The 18,608-nt window shown below is 73.4% G+C and carries 16 protein-coding genes; 10 read left to right on the top strand and 6 right to left on the bottom strand.

Going from position 1 to position 18,608, the window contains the following annotated elements:
- The first annotated feature begins 156 nt into the window (after window positions 1–156).
- The 3 genes from hsaA (AC0B9F_RS12520) to AC0B9F_RS12510 all read left to right on the top strand — a co-directional run bounded on the left by hsaA (AC0B9F_RS12520) (window position 157) and on the right by AC0B9F_RS12510 (window position 4,830).
- Complete coding sequence (hsaA, locus tag AC0B9F_RS12520; protein ID WP_472001635.1) at window positions 157–1,323, top strand: 3-hydroxy-9,10-secoandrosta-1,3,5(10)-triene-9,17-dione monooxygenase oxygenase subunit; 1,167 nt, start codon at window positions 157–159, stop codon at window positions 1,321–1,323.
- Window positions 1,324–1,470: 147 nt separating this feature from the next.
- Window positions 1,471–3,090: a FadD3 family acyl-CoA ligase gene (locus AC0B9F_RS12515; protein ID WP_472001633.1), complete on the top strand. Its 1,620-nt coding sequence runs from the start codon at window positions 1,471–1,473 to the stop codon at window positions 3,088–3,090.
- Window positions 3,091–3,270: 180 nt separating this feature from the next.
- Window positions 3,271–4,830 (top strand): FAD-dependent oxidoreductase, encoded by a 1,560-nt coding sequence (locus AC0B9F_RS12510; RefSeq protein ID WP_472001631.1) that lies wholly within the window; start codon window positions 3,271–3,273, stop codon window positions 4,828–4,830.
- A 171-nt stretch (window positions 4,831–5,001) separates the two neighbouring features.
- On the opposite strand, the gene AC0B9F_RS12505 is transcribed toward AC0B9F_RS12510, so the two are convergent.
- The gene (locus AC0B9F_RS12505) at window positions 5,002–6,456 is read right to left on the bottom strand and encodes an FAD-dependent oxidoreductase (RefSeq protein WP_472001629.1); all 1,455 of its coding nucleotides are present in this window, start codon (window positions 6,454–6,456) and stop codon (window positions 5,002–5,004) included.
- Window positions 6,457–6,683: 227 nt separating this feature from the next.
- Here AC0B9F_RS12505 and hsaA (AC0B9F_RS12500) point away from each other — a divergent pair, with 227 nt between their 5' ends.
- From hsaA (AC0B9F_RS12500) to AC0B9F_RS12475, 6 genes are read left to right on the top strand one after another with little or no spacing between them, the layout of a single operon-like run.
- A complete protein-coding gene (gene hsaA, locus AC0B9F_RS12500) occupies window positions 6,684–7,850 on the top strand; it encodes a 3-hydroxy-9,10-secoandrosta-1,3,5(10)-triene-9,17-dione monooxygenase oxygenase subunit (RefSeq protein ID WP_472001627.1) in 1,167 nt (388 codons plus the stop codon).
- A gap of 10 nt (window positions 7,851–7,860) precedes the next feature.
- A complete protein-coding gene (hsaD, locus tag AC0B9F_RS12495; RefSeq protein ID WP_472001625.1) occupies window positions 7,861–8,721 on the top strand; it encodes a 4,5:9,10-diseco-3-hydroxy-5,9,17-trioxoandrosta-1(10),2-diene-4-oate hydrolase in 861 nt (286 codons plus the stop codon).
- A 37-nt stretch (window positions 8,722–8,758) separates the two neighbouring features.
- Window positions 8,759–9,667, top strand: coding sequence for a VOC family protein (locus AC0B9F_RS12490; RefSeq protein ID WP_472001623.1), 909 nt, complete (start codon window positions 8,759–8,761; stop codon window positions 9,665–9,667).
- Window positions 9,655–10,158: a flavin reductase family protein gene (locus AC0B9F_RS12485; RefSeq protein WP_472001621.1), complete on the top strand. Its 504-nt coding sequence runs from the start codon at window positions 9,655–9,657 to the stop codon at window positions 10,156–10,158. The genes AC0B9F_RS12490 and AC0B9F_RS12485 overlap by 13 nt, the downstream gene beginning before the upstream one ends.
- Before the next feature lie 22 nt (window positions 10,159–10,180).
- Window positions 10,181–11,050, top strand: coding sequence for a MaoC/PaaZ C-terminal domain-containing protein (locus AC0B9F_RS12480; protein ID WP_472001619.1), 870 nt, complete (start codon window positions 10,181–10,183; stop codon window positions 11,048–11,050).
- Between the two features lie 25 nt (window positions 11,051–11,075).
- Window positions 11,076–12,752, top strand: a complete 1,677-nt coding sequence (locus AC0B9F_RS12475) for an FAD-dependent oxidoreductase (RefSeq protein WP_472001617.1) — start codon at window positions 11,076–11,078, stop codon at window positions 12,750–12,752.
- On the opposite strand, the gene AC0B9F_RS12470 is transcribed toward AC0B9F_RS12475, so the two are convergent.
- From AC0B9F_RS12470 to AC0B9F_RS12455, 4 genes are all read right to left on the bottom strand, one after another.
- A complete protein-coding gene (locus AC0B9F_RS12470; protein ID WP_472001615.1) occupies window positions 12,700–13,692 on the bottom strand; it encodes an alpha/beta hydrolase in 993 nt (330 codons plus the stop codon). The two genes, AC0B9F_RS12475 and AC0B9F_RS12470, sit on opposite strands and share 53 nt — an antisense overlap.
- The gene (locus AC0B9F_RS12465) at window positions 13,689–14,435 is read right to left on the bottom strand and encodes a glucose 1-dehydrogenase (protein ID WP_472001613.1); all 747 of its coding nucleotides are present in this window, start codon (window positions 14,433–14,435) and stop codon (window positions 13,689–13,691) included. The genes AC0B9F_RS12470 and AC0B9F_RS12465 overlap by 4 nt, the downstream gene beginning before the upstream one ends.
- Window positions 14,435–15,565: an LLM class flavin-dependent oxidoreductase gene (locus AC0B9F_RS12460; protein ID WP_472001612.1), complete on the bottom strand. Its 1,131-nt coding sequence runs from the start codon at window positions 15,563–15,565 to the stop codon at window positions 14,435–14,437. The genes AC0B9F_RS12465 and AC0B9F_RS12460 overlap by 1 nt, the downstream gene beginning before the upstream one ends.
- Before the next feature lie 242 nt (window positions 15,566–15,807).
- Complete coding sequence (locus tag AC0B9F_RS12455) at window positions 15,808–16,572, bottom strand: glucose 1-dehydrogenase (RefSeq protein ID WP_472001610.1); 765 nt, start codon at window positions 16,570–16,572, stop codon at window positions 15,808–15,810.
- Window positions 16,573–17,002: 430 nt separating this feature from the next.
- On the opposite strand from AC0B9F_RS12455, the gene AC0B9F_RS12450 reads away from it, so the two are divergent.
- Window positions 17,003–17,710 (top strand): TetR family transcriptional regulator, encoded by a 708-nt coding sequence (locus tag AC0B9F_RS12450; RefSeq protein ID WP_472001609.1) that lies wholly within the window; start codon window positions 17,003–17,005, stop codon window positions 17,708–17,710.
- A 181-nt stretch (window positions 17,711–17,891) separates the two neighbouring features.
- Here AC0B9F_RS12450 and AC0B9F_RS12445 read toward each other — a convergent pair whose 3' ends face one another.
- Entirely contained in the window at window positions 17,892–18,536 is a 645-nt protein-coding gene (locus AC0B9F_RS12445; protein ID WP_472002131.1) for a dihydrofolate reductase family protein, read from the bottom strand.
- Between the last annotated feature and the right edge of the window lie 72 nt (window positions 18,537–18,608).

Here is an 18,608-nt window from a genome sequence, read left to right as displayed (position 1 = left end):
GGCCGACAGCCCCGGGGCGGGACCGTCACGGGCGATCTGCCGGGAGACTGCCAGCGGATCCCATCTGCTGGGAAGAGGGTATTTCGTTTCGGAACAGTAACGCGTAGGTTCCCCCCATCGCCCCAGGACGACCTGAGGACCCTGAGAGGGATGCGCATGCGCGACGACGACGTGTCCGCGGCGGTTCGCGACCTGGCCCCCGCCCTGCGCGAGCGCGCCGCCGAGGCCGAGGAGAGCCGCCGCCTGCCCGACGCCTCCGTCAAGGAGCTGGAACAGGCCGGCTTCTTCCGGCTCCTGCAGCCCCCGGCGCACGGCGGACTCGCCGCCGGTCCCGCCCTCTTCTACGACGCCGTGCGCGAACTCGCCAAGGCGTGCGGCTCGACCGGATGGACCGCCGCCGTCCTGGGCGTGCACCCCTGGCATCTGGCCCTGTTCGACCCGCGGGCCCAGCAGGAGGTGTGGGGCGAGGACGGCGCCGCCCGGATCTGCTCCTCGTACACCCCGGCCGGAACCGTCACCGCCGTACGCGGCGGATTCCTCCTGCGCGGCCGCTGGCCCTTCTCCTCCGGCTGCGACCACGCCCGGTGGGCGCTGCTCGGCGGACTCGTCACGGACGGTCAGGGCAGGCCGGTCGACCTGCGGACCTTCCTGCTGCCCCGCGACGCCTACCAGGTCGAGGACGTGTGGGACACCGTCGGCCTGCGCGGCACCGGCAGCAACGACATCGTCGTGGACGACGCCTTCGTCCCCGAACACCGCACGCTCGGCTACGGGCCCATGAGCGCGCTGCACTGCCCCGGACAGGAGGTCAACACCGAGCCGCTGTACCGGCTGCCGTACGCCGCCGTCTTCACCACCGCCATCTCGACCGCGATCGTCGGCATCGCCGAGGGCGCGTACGACGACCATGTCGCCACCGCCCGCGCCCGGGTCCGCGACTCCCACGGGCAGCGGGAAGCCGAGGACCCCTTCGTACAGGTCCGCATCGCCCGCGCCGCCGGAGACATCGACGCGGCCCGGCTCCAGCTCACCCGCAACATCGCCGACCTGTACGCCTGTGCCCGCAGCGGCACGCAACCGCCGACGTCCCTGCGCGCCCGGACCCGCCGGGACCAGGTGCTCGCCACCGAACGCGCCGTCGGCGCCCTCGACCTGCTGCTCGGCGACGCCGGCGCACGCGCGCTGCGCGCCGACGGCGTCCTCGCACGCGCCTGGCGCGACGTGCACACCGGCCGCGGCCAGGCCGCCAACGACGTGGAGCGCGCCCTCGTCCTGTACGGCAAGGACGCGCTCGGCATCGCCGTCCAGGACCCCATGCTCTGAATCCGCCCCAGGCCCCACACCCCCCGCCCCACGCCACACGCCCGGCACCGCACGCGCGGTCGCGTCCCGTGATCCGGGCGTGGATCCACCGTGCCCGCTTTCCCCCCCGCACTCACCCCTTCCTTCCTTTCTCGAACGGAAAGAGTCATGACGAGCGTGTTCAACGACCGGCCGGGGACACCTCCCCACGGCCCCGCCACCCTCGCGCAGCTCGCCGACCACGCCGCCCACGTCCACGGCGGGCGGGAGGCCCTCGTCGACGGTGAGGTCCGCTGGAGCTTCACCCGGCTGCGGGACGAGGTGCACGCGGCCGCCCGGGCCGCCCTCGCCCACGGCATCGCCCCCGGCGACCGGGTGGCCGTCTGGGCGCCCAACACCCGGCAGTGGATCGCGGCGGCCCTCGGAGCGGTGTCCGTGGGCGGCGTCCTCGTGCCCCTCAACACCCGCTACAAGGCCGCCGAGGCCGCCGACGTCATCCGCCGCAGCGGCGCCCGGCTGCTGTTCACCGAGCGCGACTTCCTCGGCAACGACTACGTGGCCATGCTGCGCGACTCGGGCGAGGACCTCGGCCGGCTGAGCCGCACGGTGGTGCTGCGCGGCGAGCCCGGCGAGGACGCCCTGGGCTGGGCCGACTACCTGGCGGCGGGCGAACGGGTACCAGACGCCGAACGCGCCGCGCGCGCCGCAGCGGTCCGCCCCGACGACCTCGCCGACATCCTCTTCACCTCCGGCACCACCGGACGCTCGAAAGGCGTGATGACCACCCACCGCCACACGCTCCGCGTCTTCGAGGAGTGGTCCCGCGTCGTCACCCTGCGCGCGGGCGACCGCTATCTGCTGGTGAACCCGTTCTTCCATGTCTTCGGCTACAAGGCGGGTGTCGTCGCCTGCCTGCTGAACGGCGCCACCATGCTGCCCGAGCAGGTCTTCGACCTCGACCGGATCCTGCCGCTGCTGGCCAGCGAACGCGTCAGCGTGCTCATGGCCACGCCCACCGTCTTCACCAGCCTGCTGAACCACCCCCGCCGTACCGCACACGACCTGACGGCGCTGCGCCTGGCCGGCGCCGGCGGAACCGGCGTCCACCCCGGGCTGATCGAGGACATCCGCGGCCAACTGGGCATCCGGGCCGTGTTCAGCGCCTACGGCCTCACCGAGTCCACCGGCGTCGTCTCCATCTGCCCGCCGGACGCCGACGCCACCACCGTGGCGACCACGGCGGGCCCGCCGCTGCCGGGCACCGAGATCCGGATCGTGGACGCCGACGGCGCCCCACGCGAACCAGGGCAGCCCGGCGAGGTGGTGGTGCGCGGCTACCACGTCATGCGCGGCTACCTCGACGACCCCGAGGCGACCGCGGCCACCATCGACGCCGACGGCTGGCTGCACACCGGTGACATCGGCGTGCTCGACGAGCGCGGCTACCTGTCGATCACCGACCGGCTGAAGGACATGTACATCGTCGGTGGCTTCAACGCCTACCCGGCGGAAGTGGAGCACGTGCTGCGCGGCCACGCCCAGATCGCCGACGTCGCCGTCGTCGGCGCCCCCGACGAACGCCTCGGCGAGGTCGGCGTCGCCTTCTACGTCCCCGCGCCGGGCGCCGAACCCGACGCCGCCCAGCTGACCGTCTGGGCCCGCGAACGACTGGCCAACTTCAAGGTCCCGCGCCGCTTCCACGCCCTGCCGGAGCTGCCCCGCAACGCCGGCGGGAAGGTCCTCAAGGAGGAACTGCGGCGCGCCGCACGCCAGTCGGCACGCACCTGACGCCGGGCCGCGGCTCTTCGGCGACACGGGGTCTTGGCGGAGGCCTCCGCGTCGGCCCCCAATGGGCATTCCCGCTCACCGGGACACGACGATGGCAGCCTCCGCGCCGCCCGCGAATACTCGACGTGCGCCGCCCGGGCGTGATCCACCCCACCGACACCCACCGACGCGAGGGATGCGATGGCCGACACAGACAAGACGTGGGACCAGGAGTGCGACGTGCTGGTCGTGGGCTCCGGCGGCGGCGCCCTCACCGGCGCCTACGGGGCGGCCGCCCGCGGGCTGGACACCCTGGTCGTGGAGAAGACGGAGTACTTCGGCGGGACCACCGCCTACGCCGGAGCGGGTCTGTGGCTGCCCGGCAACCAGGCCCAGGAACGGGCCGGTCTGACGGACTCCGCCGACCTGGCCCGCGCCTACTTCCGGGCGGTCGTCGGCGACACCACCGAGCACGCGGTGCAGGACGCCTACCTGGACCGCGCCGGCGAGACCGTCGCCTTCCTCGAGGACAACCCGCACGTGCGCTTCGAGTACCGGCCCTTCCCGGACTACTTCGCCGCACCCGGCCGCTTCGACGCCGGCCGTGCCGTCTTCCCCGTCGACCTGCCCCGGCCGGACGAGCCGCACCCGCTGCTGACGGCGGTGCGCCCGCCGGCGTGGGCCGAGCGGCTCGGTCTGCCGGTGCCCGACGGGCCGCTCACCGACGGCCGCGCCCTGATCGGCCGGCTGCTGCTGGCGCTGGAGTCCACCGGCCACGGCCGCACGCTGCTGCGCACCGCGGTGACCCGGCTGCTGACCGGGGACGGCCGGGTGACCGGCGCCGAGGCCGAGACCGACGGCCGCACGCTGCGTATCCGCGCCCGCCGCGGCGTCCTGCTCGCGGCCGGCGGTTTCGAGGCCAACGCCCGCCTGCGCCAGGAGTGGCAGGGACTGCCGGGCGCCGACTGGACGATGGGCGCGCCCGGCGGCAACACCGGCCAGGCACTGCTCGCCGCCGTGGAGGCAGGCGCCGCCACCGCACTGCTCGACCAGGCCTGGTGGTGCCCGTCCCTGCGCTTCCCCGACGGCTCCGCCGCCTTCACCCTCGGATTGCACGGCGGCATCTTCGTCGACGGCTCCGGCCGCAGGTTCGCCAACGAGTCACTGCCGTACGACCGGATGGGCCGTCAGATGCTCGCCGCCGGGGCGGGCACCGGTCCGGACAACCCGGTCTGGTGGGTCTTCGACGGCCGGTTCGGCGACACGCTGCCGGGCATCACCGTCGTCCCCGCCGACCGCGACGCCTTCACCGCGGCCGGGCTGTGGCACACCGCCGACTCCGTCGACGCCCTCGCCGGACGCATCGGCGTCGACCCCGGCGCGCTGAGCGAGACGGTGGCGACCTTCAACGGCCATACGGCGAACGGCGTCGACGCCGACTTCCACCGCGGCGAGGACCCCTACGACCGGTTCTTCGCCCAGGGCGAGGGCGTCAACCCCTGTCTGGTGCCGATCGAGAAGGGGCCGTTCCACGCCGTGCAGATCGTCCTCGGCGACCTCGGCACCAAGGGCGGTCTGCGCACCGATGCCCGGGCCCGGGTGCTGCGCGAGGACGGCGCCCCGATCCCGGGCCTGTACGCGGCGGGCAACACCGCCGCCTCGGTGTCCGGCTCCCGCTATCCGGGTCCCGGTGTGCCGATCGGCTCCGCCATGGTCTTCGGCCACATCGCCGCCGCCGACCTGGCGCAGCAGGCGCGGTGACCGGGGCGTGAGGTGCGGGGCCGGCCTGCCCACGGGCCGCCCTGCGCCCGGCCGGGCGCACCGGACACGAGCCGTGCGGGGCCGGCCTGCCCACGGCCCGCCCTGCGCGCCGGCCGGGCGCACCGGACACGGGGGCGGGCCGCGATCCCACGCGGCCCGCCCCCACCGGCGCTACCGGGCGAGCGCCGCGCTGCGGCCCGCCCTGCGGCCGAAGAAGCTTCCGTCGCCGAGGGAGGCACCGCTCGCGTATCCCCACGCGGCGATGCCGGCCGTCGTCCGCCCCGCCGCGTACAGCCCGGGGATCGGCTCCCCGCTCACGTGCAGCACCTCGGCGTCCGTGCCGGTGGTCAGGCCGCCCAGCGCGAACCCGGACGTCATGCCGCGCAGGTCCACCGCGCCCAGCGGCCCGCGCAGTGGCCGCACCCAGCGCGCCGCCTTGTGCAGCAGCGGGTCCCGGCCCTGTTCGGCATACCGGTTGTAGACGTCCAGGGTCGCCTCCAGCGCACCGGGCGGCAGCCCCATCTCGGCGCCCAGTTCCGCCGCGGACGCGCACACCCACGCCGGGCGCAGCTGCAACACCTCGGGCGCCGCGGAGACCCGCCGGGCCTCTTCGAACCCCTCCTCGTCGAGCACCAGGAACGTCTCGTTCCCCTGATGGAAGAGCGCCGCCTGTCCGATCCGCCCCGGGTAGGTGTCCTCGTTGACGAACCGCTGCCCCCGCCCGTTCACCACGATCCCGCGGATCAGGTACTGCGGATCCATGTGGACGGCGACCTCGCAGGCGTCCATGTGCGCGACCCCCGCGCCCAGCCCCTGCGCCAGCCGGACCGCGACGCCGTCGTGCTCCTCGACGGCGGAGCCCGGACGGCCCACCAGCAGCGGCGCGTGCGCTGCCAGCATCTCCTCGTTGTAGGTGAAGCTGCCGGTGGCGAGCACCACACCGCGCCGGGCCCGTACGGTGACCCGCTCGCCGTAGCCGCGCGCCACCACCCCGCACACCCTGCCGTCCCGCTCCACCACCAACCTTTCGATGCGCGTGCCGTAATGGGCCTTCACACCGAGCCGCTCGGCGGTCTCCACCAGCGGCTTCATCAGCATGTAGCCGCCGCCGCGCTCCCCGGTGCGCTTGTTCTCCATGCGCGGCAGGTGACCGCGCGGCACCGGCCGCACCAGCTCGCTGAACGGGTGCGCGTTCTCGCCGCCCGAATACATCAGGCCCTCGTCCCCGGCCGGCTCCCAGGCGGGTTCGCCGTAGAAGACCGGCCGGAACGGCACACCGCACTCCACCAGCCAGTCGAAGTGCGCGACGCTGCCCTCGCTGTACGCGGAGATCTTCGCCGCGTCCGCACCGGGGCCCATCGCCGCCATCAGGAACGCGGCCATCTCCTGCGGCGAGTCGTCGAACCCGCAGGCCCGCTGCAGGGCCGTGCCCCCGCCCAGGTAGATGAACCCGCCGGCCAGGGCGGCGGCCCCGCCCCAGCCGCCGGCGCGCTCCAGCACCAGCACCTCGGCGCCGGCCCGCGCCGCCTCCACGGCGGCCGCCGCCCCGGCCACCCCGTACCCGGCGACCACCACGTCAGCGGTGAGATCCCAGGTGCCGACATCCGCTGCTGCGTACGGTCTCATGCCGTCGTCTCCTCTCCTCGCGGAATGCGGCCAGGAGCGTAGAGCGGCCGCGGCGCCGCCCACATGCCCCGGCTCCCGGTGACCGGGAAAACGCCCCGCCCGCGACGGCGATCCCGCGCGGCCGCGAGCCCTTCCCGCTCAGTGGGAGCCGCCTGTGTCGCCCCGGCGACAACACGCCGTACGGTCCTGCCACTTCCGCCGCCACGCCCACCCGAGAGGGGATGTCCATGGCCGAAGACGTACTGGCCGCGATCCGCGCCCTCGCCCCGACACTGCGCGAACGCGCGGCCGAGGCCGAGACGCAGCGCCGAGTGCCCGACACCTCCGTCAAGGAACTGGAGGACACCGGCTTCTTCCAGCTGCTGCAGCCCAAGGCCTTCGGCGGCCGGGCCGCCGACCCCGTGGTCTTCTACACCGCCGTCAAGGAGATCGCCAAGGCGTGCGGCTCCACCGGCTGGGTCGCCTCCGTGGTCGGCGTGCACCCCTGGCACGTCGCCCTCTTCGACCCGCTGGCCCAGCAGGAGGTGTGGGGCCAGGACCCCAAGACCCGCATCGCCTCCTCCTACGCCCCCACCGGCAAGGCCACCGCGGTCGACGGCGGCTTCCGGCTCACCGGCCGCTGGCACTTCTCCTCCGGCTGCGACCACACCCAGTGGGCGCTGCTCGGCTGCCTCGTCCCGGACGCCGAGGGCAACGTCGTGGACATGCGCACCTTCCTGATCCCGCGCTCCGAGTACCGCGTCGACGACGTGTGGGACACCGTCGGCCTGCGCGGCACCGGAAGCAACGACGTCGTCGTCGAGGACGTCTTCGTGCCCGAGCACCGCGCCCTGAGCTTCGGCCCGGTCACCGCGCTGCAGGTCCCGGGGCACGCCCTCAACGACGAGCCGCTGTACCGGCTGCCGTACGCAGGCGTGTTCACCACCACCATCTCCACCCCCATCGTCGGCATCGCCGAAGGCGCCTACGAGGCCTACCTGGACGCCACCCGGCAGCGCTTCCGCGTCTCCTACGGCCAGAAGGTCGCCGAGGACCCCTTCGCGCAGGTGCGCATCGCGCGCGCCGGCAGCGACATCGACGCCTCCTGGCTCCAGCTGAGCCGCAACATCGCCGACATGTACGCCCTCGCGCAACGCGGCGAGGAGATCCCGATGACCCTGCGCACCCGCACCCGCCGCGACCAGGTCCTCGCCACCGAGCGGTCGGTGGCCGCACTCGACCTGCTGATGGAGAACGCCGGCGGCAACGCCATGCGCACCGGCCCCCACCCCGTCCAGCGCGCCTGGCGCGACGCCCACACCGGCCGCGGTCACGCCGCCAACGACCCCGAGCGGGCCCTGGTGATGTTCGGGCAGAGCGCGCTCGGCCTGGACATCCACGACTCGATGGCCTGAGAGGTCCCCCATGGCAGAACTCACGTACGCGTCGACCTCCCGCACCGGCAAGGCCGGCCGGCTCACCCTGCACTACCACGAGGCCGGGCCGCGGGACGCGCAGGTGGTGATCATGCTGCACGGCGGCGGTCCCGGCGCCTCCGGCTGGAGCAACTTCGGCCGCAACCTGCCCGTGTTCGCCGCGCACCTGCGCACCCTGCTGGTCGACCAGCCCTGCTTCGGCCGCTCGGACAAGCCCGAACCCGACAAGGACTACTTCAGCTACAGCGCCGACGCGATCGCCGCCCTGATGGACGAACTGGGCATCGCCCGGGCGCACTTCGTCGGCAACTCGCTCGGCGGCGGCACCGCCGTCCGGATGGCCCTGAACCACCCCGGCAAGGTCGGCAAGCTGATCCTGATGGGCCCCGGCGGCGTCTCCGTCAACCTCTTCGCCCCCGACCCGACCGAGGGCATCAAGCGGCTCTTCGAGTTCAACGCCGCACCGGAGCCGACCAAGGACCAGCTGCGTGCCTTCCTCGGCGTCATGGCGTACGACCAGTCGGTCGTCACCGACGAGTTCGTCGAGGAACGCTGGGCCTCGGCCACCGACCCCGGCAACCGGCTGGGCAGCGCCCGGATGGGCGCCGCCTTCGCCAACCCCGCCTGGGCCGAGGACTGGATGCTGTGGCGCGAGGCCCACCGCATCACCCAGCCCGTGCTGCTGACCTGGGGCCGAGAGGACCGCGTCAACCCGCTCGACGGCGCGCTGGTCGCCCTCAAGACGATCCCCGACGCCCGCCTGCACGTCTTCCCGCACTGCGGCCACTGGGCCCAGACCGAACAGGCCGACGAGTTCAACCGCCTCGCGATCGACTTCCTCTCCCACTGACCCGCCCGAGCACCGACCGACCGACGAAAGGCCGACCATGGACATCCGAGCTCTCGGCTACCTGCGCCTGGAGACCACCAAGCTCGCCGAGTGGCGCACCTACACGCTCGACGTCCTCGGCATGGTGGAGGCCTCCGGCACCACCGCCTCCGCCACCACCGGGGACACCCTGTACCTGCGCATGGACGACCGGGCCCACCGCATCGCCATCCAGGCCGGCGAGAGCGACCGGCTGCTCGCGGCCGGCTGGGAGGTGCCGAACGCCGCCGCCCTCGCCCGGCTCACCGAGAAGCTGGAGGCGGCGGGCCATGCCGTCAAGCCGGCCGACTCCGCCGAACTCGCCGAGCGCCGCGTCAGGGGCATGGTCCACGTCAGCGACCCCTGCGGCAACCCGCTGGAGTTCTACTGGGGCCAGGCCCAGGACCACACCCCGCTCGGCACCCCCTACGGCAACCGCTTCGTCACCGGCGACCTCGGCCTCGGCCACGTCGTGCTGCCGGTGCCCGACATCGAGGCCGCGCTGGACTTCTACGAGAACCTCCTCGGCTTCCAGCTGCGCGACTCCATGAAACTGCCGCCGCAGGCCGTCCCCACCGCCGCCGAGCAGCGGGACTTCCACTGGATGCACTTCCTCAGCCCCAACCGCCGCCACCACAGCCTGGGCCTGTACCCGGCCGCGCTGCCGCCCGGCATCGTCCACTTCATGGTGGAGCTGGAGACCCTGGACGACGTCGGCCGCGGCCTGGACCGGATGAACGCCGCCGGCATCCCGATCGCCTCCAGCCTGGGCCGCCACACCAACGACCACATGGTGTCCTTCTACGCCCAGGCCCCCGGCGGCTTCCAGGTCGAGTACGGCTGGGACGGACTGATCGTCGACCCCGCCGCCTGGGTCGCCAAGGAGATCACCGCCGACAGCTTCTGGGGCCACCAGTGGAACGGCTGAGCCACCACCCGATCGACCCGGCCGCCTTCCGGGACGTCCTCGGCCGCTTCGCCAGCGGCATCACCGTGGTGGCCGGCCTCGACGACCAGGGGGAGCCCGTCGGGTTCGCGTGCCAGTCCTTCGCCTCGCTCTCCCTCGACCCCCCGCTCGTCATGCTGGCCGTCGCCAAGACCTCCACGAGCTGGCCGAGGATCGAGCGGGCCGGCCGCTTCTGCGTCAACATCCTCGCCGAGGACCAGCAGGACACCTGCGCCGCGCTCGGCCGCAGCGGCCCCGGCAAGTTCGCGGGCATCCCCTGGCACGCCGGCGAACACGGCACCGTGCGCATCGACGGCGCCCTGGCCACCGTCGACTGCCGGCTCGCGGACGTCCACGACGCCGGCGACCACCACCTCGTCACCGGCGAGGTGATCGACCTCGCCGCCCAGGAGGACGGACGGCCGCTGCTGTACTTCCGCAGCCGCTACGCCACCGGCACCTTCGCGAACTGAGCCGTAGAGGAAGCCACCCGCCATGCCGATCGACGTCGAGAAGGCCACCTCCGCCCCGCCCGTGACCGCAGCGGCCGTCTGGGACGACCGCGACGTGCGGCTCTACCATCTCGCGCTGGGCGCCGGCGTCCCCGAGACCGACCCGGCCCAACTGCGCTACGTCTACGAGGGACACGCGCAGGGCCTGCACGTGCTGCCCACCTTCGGCGTGGTGGCCGGCGGCACCGGCGGAGTGGGGTTCCAGGTGTTCGAGACGCCGGGCATCGACATCGACCTGGCCGCCGTGCTGCACGGCGGCCAGGAGATCACCGTGCACCGCCCCCTGCCCGCCGCGGCCCGGGCGAGCACCCTCACCCGGATCCCGGCCGTGTACGACAAGGCCACCGCCGCCGTCATCGTCCAGGAGTCCACCCTCCTCGACGAGGACGGCACCCCCCTGATCACCCAGCGCAACCAGATCTTCGTACGCGGCGAGGGCGGCTTCGGCGGCGACCGCGGCCCCTCCGCCCGCCTCCCCGCTCCCGACGGTGAACCCGGCCTGGTGCTGGACATCCCGACCCTTCCCCAGCAGGCGCTGCTGTACCGGCTCGCCGGGGACTGGAACCCCCTGCACGCCGACCCCGCCACCGCCCGCCGCGCCGGATACGACCGGCCCGTCCTGCACGGGCTGTGCACCTTCGGCATGGCCGTCAAGGCGGTCACCGACCGTCTGCTGGGCGGCGACACGGCCCGCGTCACCGGTTGCGGGACGCGTTTCGCCGGGGTGTTCTTCCCCGGCGAGACCCTGCGTCTGCGCGTCTGGCACACCGGCGACGGCTACCGGCTGACGGCCACCGCCGCCGACCGCGACGACGCACCGGTCCTCACCGACGCCCACGTCACCGCCCGCTGAACCCCGCTCCCCGAGAGAGGCCCGTATGAGCACCGAGTGGGACCACACCTACGACGTCGTGGTGGCCGGCTCCGGCGCGGCCGGCCTGGCCGCGGCCATCACCGCCCGGCTGCGCGGACTGACCGTCCTGGTGCTGGAGAAGACCGACCGCTACGGCGGCACGACAGCCCTGTCCGGCGGCGCGATCTGGGTGCCGAACAACTTCCACCTGGACGCCGCCGGCCTCGGCGACACCCCCGAGAAGGCCCGCGCCTACCTCGACGCGACCGTCGGCGACCGGGTGCCCGCCGCCCGCAAGGACGCCTACATCGAGCACGGGCCGCGCATGGTGCGCGAGTTCCACGACCGCACCGCGGTGAGGTTCGTCCACACCCCCGGATACTCCGACTACTACCCGGAGCGCCTCGGCGGCCACCCGCAGGGCCGCTCCGTCGAACCGGAGATCTTCGACCTCAACCGGCTCCCGGCCGAACAGCGCGCCACCCTGCGCCGGGCCGGGCTGCCCACCTACGGGCTCACCATCACCTCCCGCGACTTCCGGCACCTCAACATGGTCACCCGCACCTGGGAAGGGCGACGCACCTCGGTGAAGGTGGGCGTGCGCGCGGTGGCGGCCCTGCTCAGCGGCCGCAAGCCGCTCTCCCTCGGCGAGGCCCTCGTCGCCCGGATGCGGCACTCCCTGAACGCCCTCGGCGGCGACCTGTGGCTGTCGGCGCCGCTGGCCGGGCTCGTCGAGGACAACGGCCGGATCACCGGTGTCCGGATCACCCGCGGCGGCCGGGACGTCACCGTGCGGGCCACCGGCGGTGTGGTCCTCGCCTCCGGCGGCTTCTCGCAGAACCAGCAACTCCGTGAGAAACACCTGCCGTCGCCGACCTCCACCGAGTGGAGCTCGGCCCCCGAGGGCCAGACCGGAGACGCCCTGGAGATGGGCATGGCCGCCGGCGCCGCCGTCGACCTCATGGACAAGGTGTGGGGCGCGCCGTCCGCGGTGCCGCCCGGCGGCCGGCCGTTCTTCCTGGTCGCCGACCGCGGCATCCCCGGCATGGTGATCGTCGACTCGTCGGGCGAGCGCTACGCCAACGAGGCCGCGCCGTACCACGAGTTCGTCGACGCCATGTACGCGGCCGACCGGCCCGGCGCGACCACCGTGCCGTCCTGGATGATCCTCGACGCCACCGCCAAGGCCCGCTACCTGTTCCTCGGCCTCTTCCCGGGCCAGCCGTTCCCCAAGGCGTGGCTGGCGAACGGCTTCGTCAGGAAGGCGGCCACCGTCGAGGAACTGGCCGCACGGATCGGAGCGGACGCGGGGCGGCTGCGCGCCACGGTGGACCGCTTCAACGGCTTCGCCCACGCCGGCCGGGACGAGGACTTCCACCGGGGCGACAGCGTCTACGACCGCTACTACGGCGACCCGACGCTGCCCAACCCCAACCTCGCGCCGCTGGAGAAGGGCCCGTTCTACGCCGTGCCCGTGCACCCCGGCGACATCGGCACCAAGGGCGGTCTGGTCACCGACGCCACCGCCCGGGTGCTGCGGGAGGACGGCACGGCCATCGAGGGCCTGTACGCCTCCGGCAACGTCTCGGCCGCGGTCATGGGCGAGACCTACCCGGGCCCGGGCGCGACCATCGGCCCCGCCATGACGTTCAGCTGGCTGGCGGTCGGCGACATCGCCCGACGGGCGGTCCAGGGGGCGTGAGCGCGTCCCGCAGGGCGCCCGCCGCCTCGGCGAGCGCCCGGTCGGCCTCCGGGAGCAGCCCGCCGAGGCCGAGGAAACCGTGGAACACACCGGGCCACACCCGCACCCGCACCGTGACGCCCGCCGCGACGAGCCGGTGGGCGTAGGCGAGGCCGTCGTCTCGCAGCGGATCGCACGCGGGCAGGACGACGACCGCCGGCGGCAGCCCGGCCGGATCGGCAGCCAGGCCGGGGGAGGCGTACGGGTGCGCGCCGTCACCGCCGGCGCCCAGATACTGCTCCCAGTACCAGCGCATGTGCGCGGTCGTGTGGAAGAAGCCCGTCGCGTACGTGCGGTACGAGGCGGCCGCCATCCGGTGGTCGAGCACCGGATACGCCAGGAGCTGGGCCGCGATGCCGGGTCCGCCGCGATCGCGGGCCATCAGCGTCACGGCCGCCGCGAGATTGCCTCCGCTGCTGTCGCCCGCGACGGCCAGCCGGCCCGGGTCCCAGCCCAGCCGTGCCGCGTGCGCGGACACCCACACCGTGACCGCGTAGGCGTCCTCGGCGGCGGCCGGGAAGCGGTGCTCGGGGGCGCGGCGGTAGTCGACCGAGACCACCACCGCGCCCACCAGCACCGTGAGTTCGCGGCAGAGGCCGTCGTGGGTGTCGAGATCGCACAGCACCCAGCCGCCGCCGTGGAAGAACACCACGACCGGCGGCGGCACCGCACCGGTGGCCGGCGGCTCGTAGATCCGCACCGGCACGTCCGGCGCGGCCGCCGGGCCGGGTACGGACCGGTCGGTGACCCGGGGGAGCGGCCGCACCGGACGCGACCGGGCACCGGCCGACGAGGCCCGCCGGAGCGCGGCGGGCTCGACGGGGCCGAGGCCCGGATCCGGGAAACCCGCCGACATGGCGTCGGCGAGCTTCCGGGCACGAGGAGTGAGCGGATCGGTCACTTCGCCGTCAGCCCGCCGTCGATGGCGAACTCCGCACCGGTGACGTACGCCGACGCGTCCGAGACCAGGTACAGCACCAGCTCCGCGACCTCCTCGGGGCGGCCCATCCGGCGCAGCGGCACGTTCGGCCACTCCTGCTGCCCGGCGTCCGTGCCGAGGGCGCCCGCGACCATCGGGGTGTCGACCATGCCGGGGTGTACGGAGTTCACCCGGATGCGGTGCCGGGCCAGGTCCAGCGCGGCGGACTTGGTCAGCCCGCGCAGCCCGAACTTCGTCGCGCCGTACGAGGCGTGGCCCTCGATGCCAACCAGTCCGGCGGTGGAGGAGATGTTGACGATGGACCCGCCGTCGCCGCCCGCCCGCATCGCCGGGACGACGGCCTGTACGCCGAGGAACGGCCCGACGAGGTTGACCTGAAGCAGCTGCCGCAGATTCTCCTCCGTGTCCTCCTCGACGGGCGCGGTGCGCCACAGCGCCGCGTTGTTGACCAGGGCGTCGATCCGGCCGTACGCGTCGAGCCCGCGTTCGACGACCCGCTGCCAGCCGGCCATGTCCGTGACGTCGTGCGGGACGAACGTCCCGTGGTCGCCGAGGCCGTCGGCGACCGCGAGTGCCTCCTCCTCGCGGACGTCGGTGAGCACCACGCGCGCCCCCTGCTCGACGAACAGCCGCGCCTCCGCGGCGCCCTGGCCGCGGCCCGCCCCGGTGACGACGACGACCTTGCCGTCGAGCCGCCTCGCCATCACGCGGCCCCGGCCTCAAGAGCACGGAAGTGCGGGATGACCCTCTCGCCCCACTGCCGGATGGTCTCCATGCACACCTCCTGCGGCACCGTGCCCATCTGGATCAGGCACATGACCTCGTCGACGCCGATCTCGCGCAGCTGCTCCACGTAGGCGATGGCGGACTCCGCCGTGCCGTAGGCGTGCTGGGCGTTGAACTGGCCGGTGTCGACCGGCCGGACGGGGATCCTCGCCTCGTGCAGCTTGGCGACGAGAACCTCGCGGTCCTTCGCCATCGCGGCGACGTGGTCCTCGTCGTCGGCGTACCCGGTCGGCGCGGGCCCGTTGCCGTACCAGTGCGCGATGGACTCGGCGAAGAACCGCTGCCCCCGGGTGCCGATGCGGTGCGCCTTCTCGGCGTCGTCCAGCACGACGGTCGGACACAGCGCCGAGAAGTGGTTGTTGACCTCGGTCGACACGAACCGTTCGCCGCTGCGGGTCGCGATCGCCTCGTCGTACACCTTGCGCATGGCCCGTACGTCGTCCGCTCCGGCGAAGCCCATCACCAGGGCGCCGATGCCGAGTTCTGCGGCGAGCTTGAGCGTGTCGTGCTTGCTGCACGCCATGAACAGCGGCGGATGCGGATTCTGCACCGGCCGGGGCAGGACGGCGCCGGGTCCGATGTCGAGCGAGCCGTGCCACTCGAACGTCTCCTCCCGCCAGGCCCCGCTGAAGATCCGCAGCGCCTCCTCCATCTGCGGGTAGGTGTCCTCGGCGCGCACCCCGTACATGGACATCTCCTGCCGGGTGGCGCCGCGCCCGGCGCCGATGTCGACCCGCCCGCCGGAGAGCACGTCGAGCATGGCGGTGCGCTCGGCGACCCGGACCGGGTGCTGGTAGCCGAACGGCATCGTCACCACGCCGTGGCCGATACGGATGCGGGAGGTGCGGGCGGCGACCCAGGTGAGGAACACCTCGGACGCGCTCATGTGCGCGTACTGGGTCAGGGAGTGGTGCTCGACGGCCCAGACCCGGTCGAAGCCCATCTCCTCGGCGTAGACGGCCTGTTCGACGCAGTCGTGGATGACCTGACGCTCTGCCGCCGGGGACGGGTCGGCGGTCTGCGCCTCGAAGATCATGGAGAACTTCACGGCGGGCTCCTCTTCTGTGTGACTCTGTATTACTGGTCGAAGTATTTCTAATAGTCATACCGAGTCATACAGGAGGAGGGGAGTGAGCGCGAGGAATGCTCCCGCTGAGCGGGAAAGGCGGGAGGGGGAGGGGGGCGGGGAAGGGGGGGAGGGGGGGGAGGGGGTGAAGGCATGGCAAAGCGCCGGACCGTGACGGTCCGGCGCTTACTGGGCGGGCGGTTTTCCGGCGCTCCGGCGTCCCCCTACTGCCCCATCACGTAGGCGACCGTGGGGCCGGCCGTCCAGCCGCCGTCGACGGCCAGCTCGGCGCCGGTGACGTAGGACGCGGCATCGGACAGCAGGAAGACGACGGCCCCGGCAATCTCGGCGGGCTCACCGACCCGGCCCATCGGCGTGTTCGGGTAGTTGCCCTCACCGGACTGGATCCCCGTCTGCGCGGTCATCGGCGTGTACGTCATGCCCGGGTGCACGGAGTTGACGCGGATACGCTCGGTGCCCAGCTCCACGGCCGCGACCTTGCTCAGACCGCGCACACCCCACTTCGAGGCGCCGTACCCCGCGGTGAGTGCCAGCCCCATCAGGCCGGCCGCGGAGGAGATGTTGACGATGGACCCCGCGCCGCGCGCCCGCAGCGCCGGCACGACCGTCTTCATGCCGATGAACACGCCCGTGAGGTTGACGTCGAGCACCTTGCGGAAACGCTCGACCGATTCGTCGGCCAAGAGGGACCCCGTCGCTATGCCGGCGTTGTTCACCAGGCCGTCCAGGCCGCCGAACTCGGCGACCGCGAAGTCGACGGCGGCCTGCCAGTCCTGCTCGGAGGTCACGTCGTGGTGCAGGTACCGGGCCCGTCCACCCAGTTCCTTCGCGGTGCGGGCGCCGTCGTCCTCGAGCACGTCGGTGACCACGACATTGGCCCCCGCGGCGACGGCCTGCCGCGCGGCCTCGGCACCCAGACCACGGGCTGCGCCGGTGATCAGCACGGTCTTTCCGTCGAGCGTGTGCATGGTGGGTCCTTCCCTCGGGGGTGGTGGGGTCATCTGCACCCTATGCCTGCGTGGCACGTCATGCCATACAGCGCGTCATGCCATGCAGCACGTCATGCCATACGGCGCGGCGTGCGGATCGGCGCGAGCGTGCGGATCGGCGTGGCATGCCGGTCGGCGCGGTGCGCCGAGTGGCATGGTGTGAAGGTTGGCGCGACATGCCGCACGGCCTGGTGCGCTGTGTGGCGTGACATGCCGTTTGGCGCAGCGTGTCGCTTGCCTCAGCGTGCCGCTCGGCTCATCGTGCCGCGTGGCTCAGTGTGCCGCGTGGCGCTGGCGTGCCGCGTGGCGCAGCTCGCCGGGTGACGCTTCTCGCCGCATGGCGCAGTCCGCCGTCGCGGCATTCGACGTAATCTGAAGGCGTGACGGTCAAGATCAGGAGGGCGGACAGGTGACCCCGTTGCCCGTGCACGACGGGGCAGCCTCGCGCTCGCCCCTGACCCAGCGCCGTATGGCGGGCACCCGGCGGGAGATCGCCCGGGTGGCCTGCCGCCTCTTCGCCGAGCGGGGTGCCGACGGTACGACGGCCGAGGAGATCGCCGCCGAGGCGGGGGTGGGGCTGCGCACCTTCTACCGCTACTTCCGCAGCAAGGAGGACGCCGTCGAGCCGATGCTCGCCGACGGCGCCCGGCGGTGGCTGGCCATGATCCCGGACACCCCGGGGACGCTCCCGGACGCGGCCACGCTCCGTGAGGTGGCCGTGGCCGCCCTCACTCCGGAGGACGAGCAGGCCGTGGAGGCGATGCGGCTGACCGGCGGCCTGTTGCGGGCCGCCGAGCAGGATCCCGCGCTGTGGGCGGTGTGGGCGCGCATCAATCTGGAGGCGGAGCAGACCCTGGTCGCTCTGCTGGCGGAGCGCGCGGGCAAGGCGGCCGACCCGTTCACGGTGCGGCTGCTGGCCGCCGCGGCGGCCGGTGCCATCCGCGTGGCGGTGGAGCAGTGGGCGACCGAGCCGGACGCCCCCACGACCGGCCGCGGCTCACCGTCGGCCCTGGTGACCCGCTCCCTGCTCGCCCTGACGGCCGGCTTCGCGGGCCGACGGCCCTCAAGCGACCCCGCCCCCGCCGCAACGACACGGAGGCGAGCCCGCGCGCGCTGACCCGCCTGGCCGGTCCCGAGCGGTCGTTCTGGGGCGACGCCCACTCAGCGGTCCCAAGCGGTCGTTCCCGGTCGACGCCCCTCGGCGGTCCGAAGCGGTCGTTCCGGGCCGACGCCCCCTGGTGGTCGCGAAGCGGTCGTTCCGGGTCGTGGTGCGGTGGGCAGCCGGTTCCCCCCGTACGTCAGCCGTCGTTCTCGACTCCGCGATCGGGTGCGGCCATGTCTCCCGTGCCGGGAGTGCCCTCGGCCAGGCCGTAGCGCAGGTACACGGTGCCCTTCGGGGTGGCTGCCGGGGGCGCGAGGAGCGTGACGTTGGTGGGCACCGCGCCGTCGTCGAACACCTTTTTGCCGACGCCGAGCACGATCGGGTGCAGCCAGAGGTCGAGACGGTCGAAAAGCTTCTCCCGCAGGAGCGTCTGCACCAGGTTCAGGCTGCCGACGACCTTCACGTGCTGGTGGCGGTCACGGATCTCGCGCACCGCGCGGGCCAGGTCCGGGGCGAGTTGCGTCGACCCGGCCCACGAGAGGTCGGGCCTGCCGCGGGAGGCCACGTACTTCGGGACGCTGTTGAAGAGCGCGGCGATCTCGTTGTCCTGGCCGCCCTCCTGGTGAGGCCAGTAGGAGGCGAAGAGGTCGTACGTCCGCCGACCGAGCAGGAGGGCGTCGGTGCCGTCGTACGCGGCACCGATCTGCGTCCCGGCGACCTCGTCCATCAAGGGCGCCTGCCAGCCGCCGAACGGGAACCCCGCGGGGTCCTCGTCGGGACCGCCGGGCGCCTGCCCGACGAGGTCGAGGGTCGCGAACATCTCGATGTGGATCAGGCCCATGGCGTACTCCTGAAGAGCGGTCGTCTCCGTCAAGAGATGGACCTGCTCGCGCCCGCATACTCATCGCCGCGC

This window comes from Streptomyces sp. NPDC097129 (genome assembly GCF_055668065.1).
Note: the sequence above shows the minus strand (reverse complement) of the source record. Positions and strands in the feature narration are given on the sequence as shown.

What these genes read in the sequence shown, in the direction of transcription:
- AC0B9F_RS12505 (WP_472001629.1), bottom strand. Translation starts at nt 6,456, where the DNA reads ATGAGACCGTACGCAGCAGCGGATGTCGGCACCTGGGATCTCACCGCT.
- AC0B9F_RS12465 (WP_472001613.1), bottom strand. Translation starts at nt 14,435, where the DNA reads ATGGCGAGGCGGCTCGACGGCAAGGTCGTCGTCGTCACCGGGGCGGGC.
- AC0B9F_RS12515 (WP_472001633.1), top strand. Translation starts at nt 1,471, where the DNA reads ATGACGAGCGTGTTCAACGACCGGCCGGGGACACCTCCCCACGGCCCC.
- hsaA (WP_472001627.1), top strand. Translation starts at nt 6,684, where the DNA reads ATGGCCGAAGACGTACTGGCCGCGATCCGCGCCCTCGCCCCGACACTG.
- AC0B9F_RS12475 (WP_472001617.1), top strand. Translation starts at nt 11,076, where the DNA reads ATGAGCACCGAGTGGGACCACACCTACGACGTCGTGGTGGCCGGCTCC.
- AC0B9F_RS12455 (WP_472001610.1), bottom strand. Translation starts at nt 16,572, where the DNA reads ATGCACACGCTCGACGGAAAGACCGTGCTGATCACCGGCGCAGCCCGT.
- AC0B9F_RS12490 (WP_472001623.1), top strand. Translation starts at nt 8,759, where the DNA reads ATGGACATCCGAGCTCTCGGCTACCTGCGCCTGGAGACCACCAAGCTC.
- AC0B9F_RS12480 (WP_472001619.1), top strand. Translation starts at nt 10,181, where the DNA reads ATGCCGATCGACGTCGAGAAGGCCACCTCCGCCCCGCCCGTGACCGCA.
- hsaA (WP_472001635.1), top strand. Translation starts at nt 157, where the DNA reads ATGCGCGACGACGACGTGTCCGCGGCGGTTCGCGACCTGGCCCCCGCC.
- AC0B9F_RS12510 (WP_472001631.1), top strand. Translation starts at nt 3,271, where the DNA reads ATGGCCGACACAGACAAGACGTGGGACCAGGAGTGCGACGTGCTGGTC.
- AC0B9F_RS12445 (WP_472002131.1), bottom strand. Translation starts at nt 18,536, where the DNA reads ATGGGCCTGATCCACATCGAGATGTTCGCGACCCTCGACCTCGTCGGG.
- hsaD (WP_472001625.1), top strand. Translation starts at nt 7,861, where the DNA reads ATGGCAGAACTCACGTACGCGTCGACCTCCCGCACCGGCAAGGCCGGC.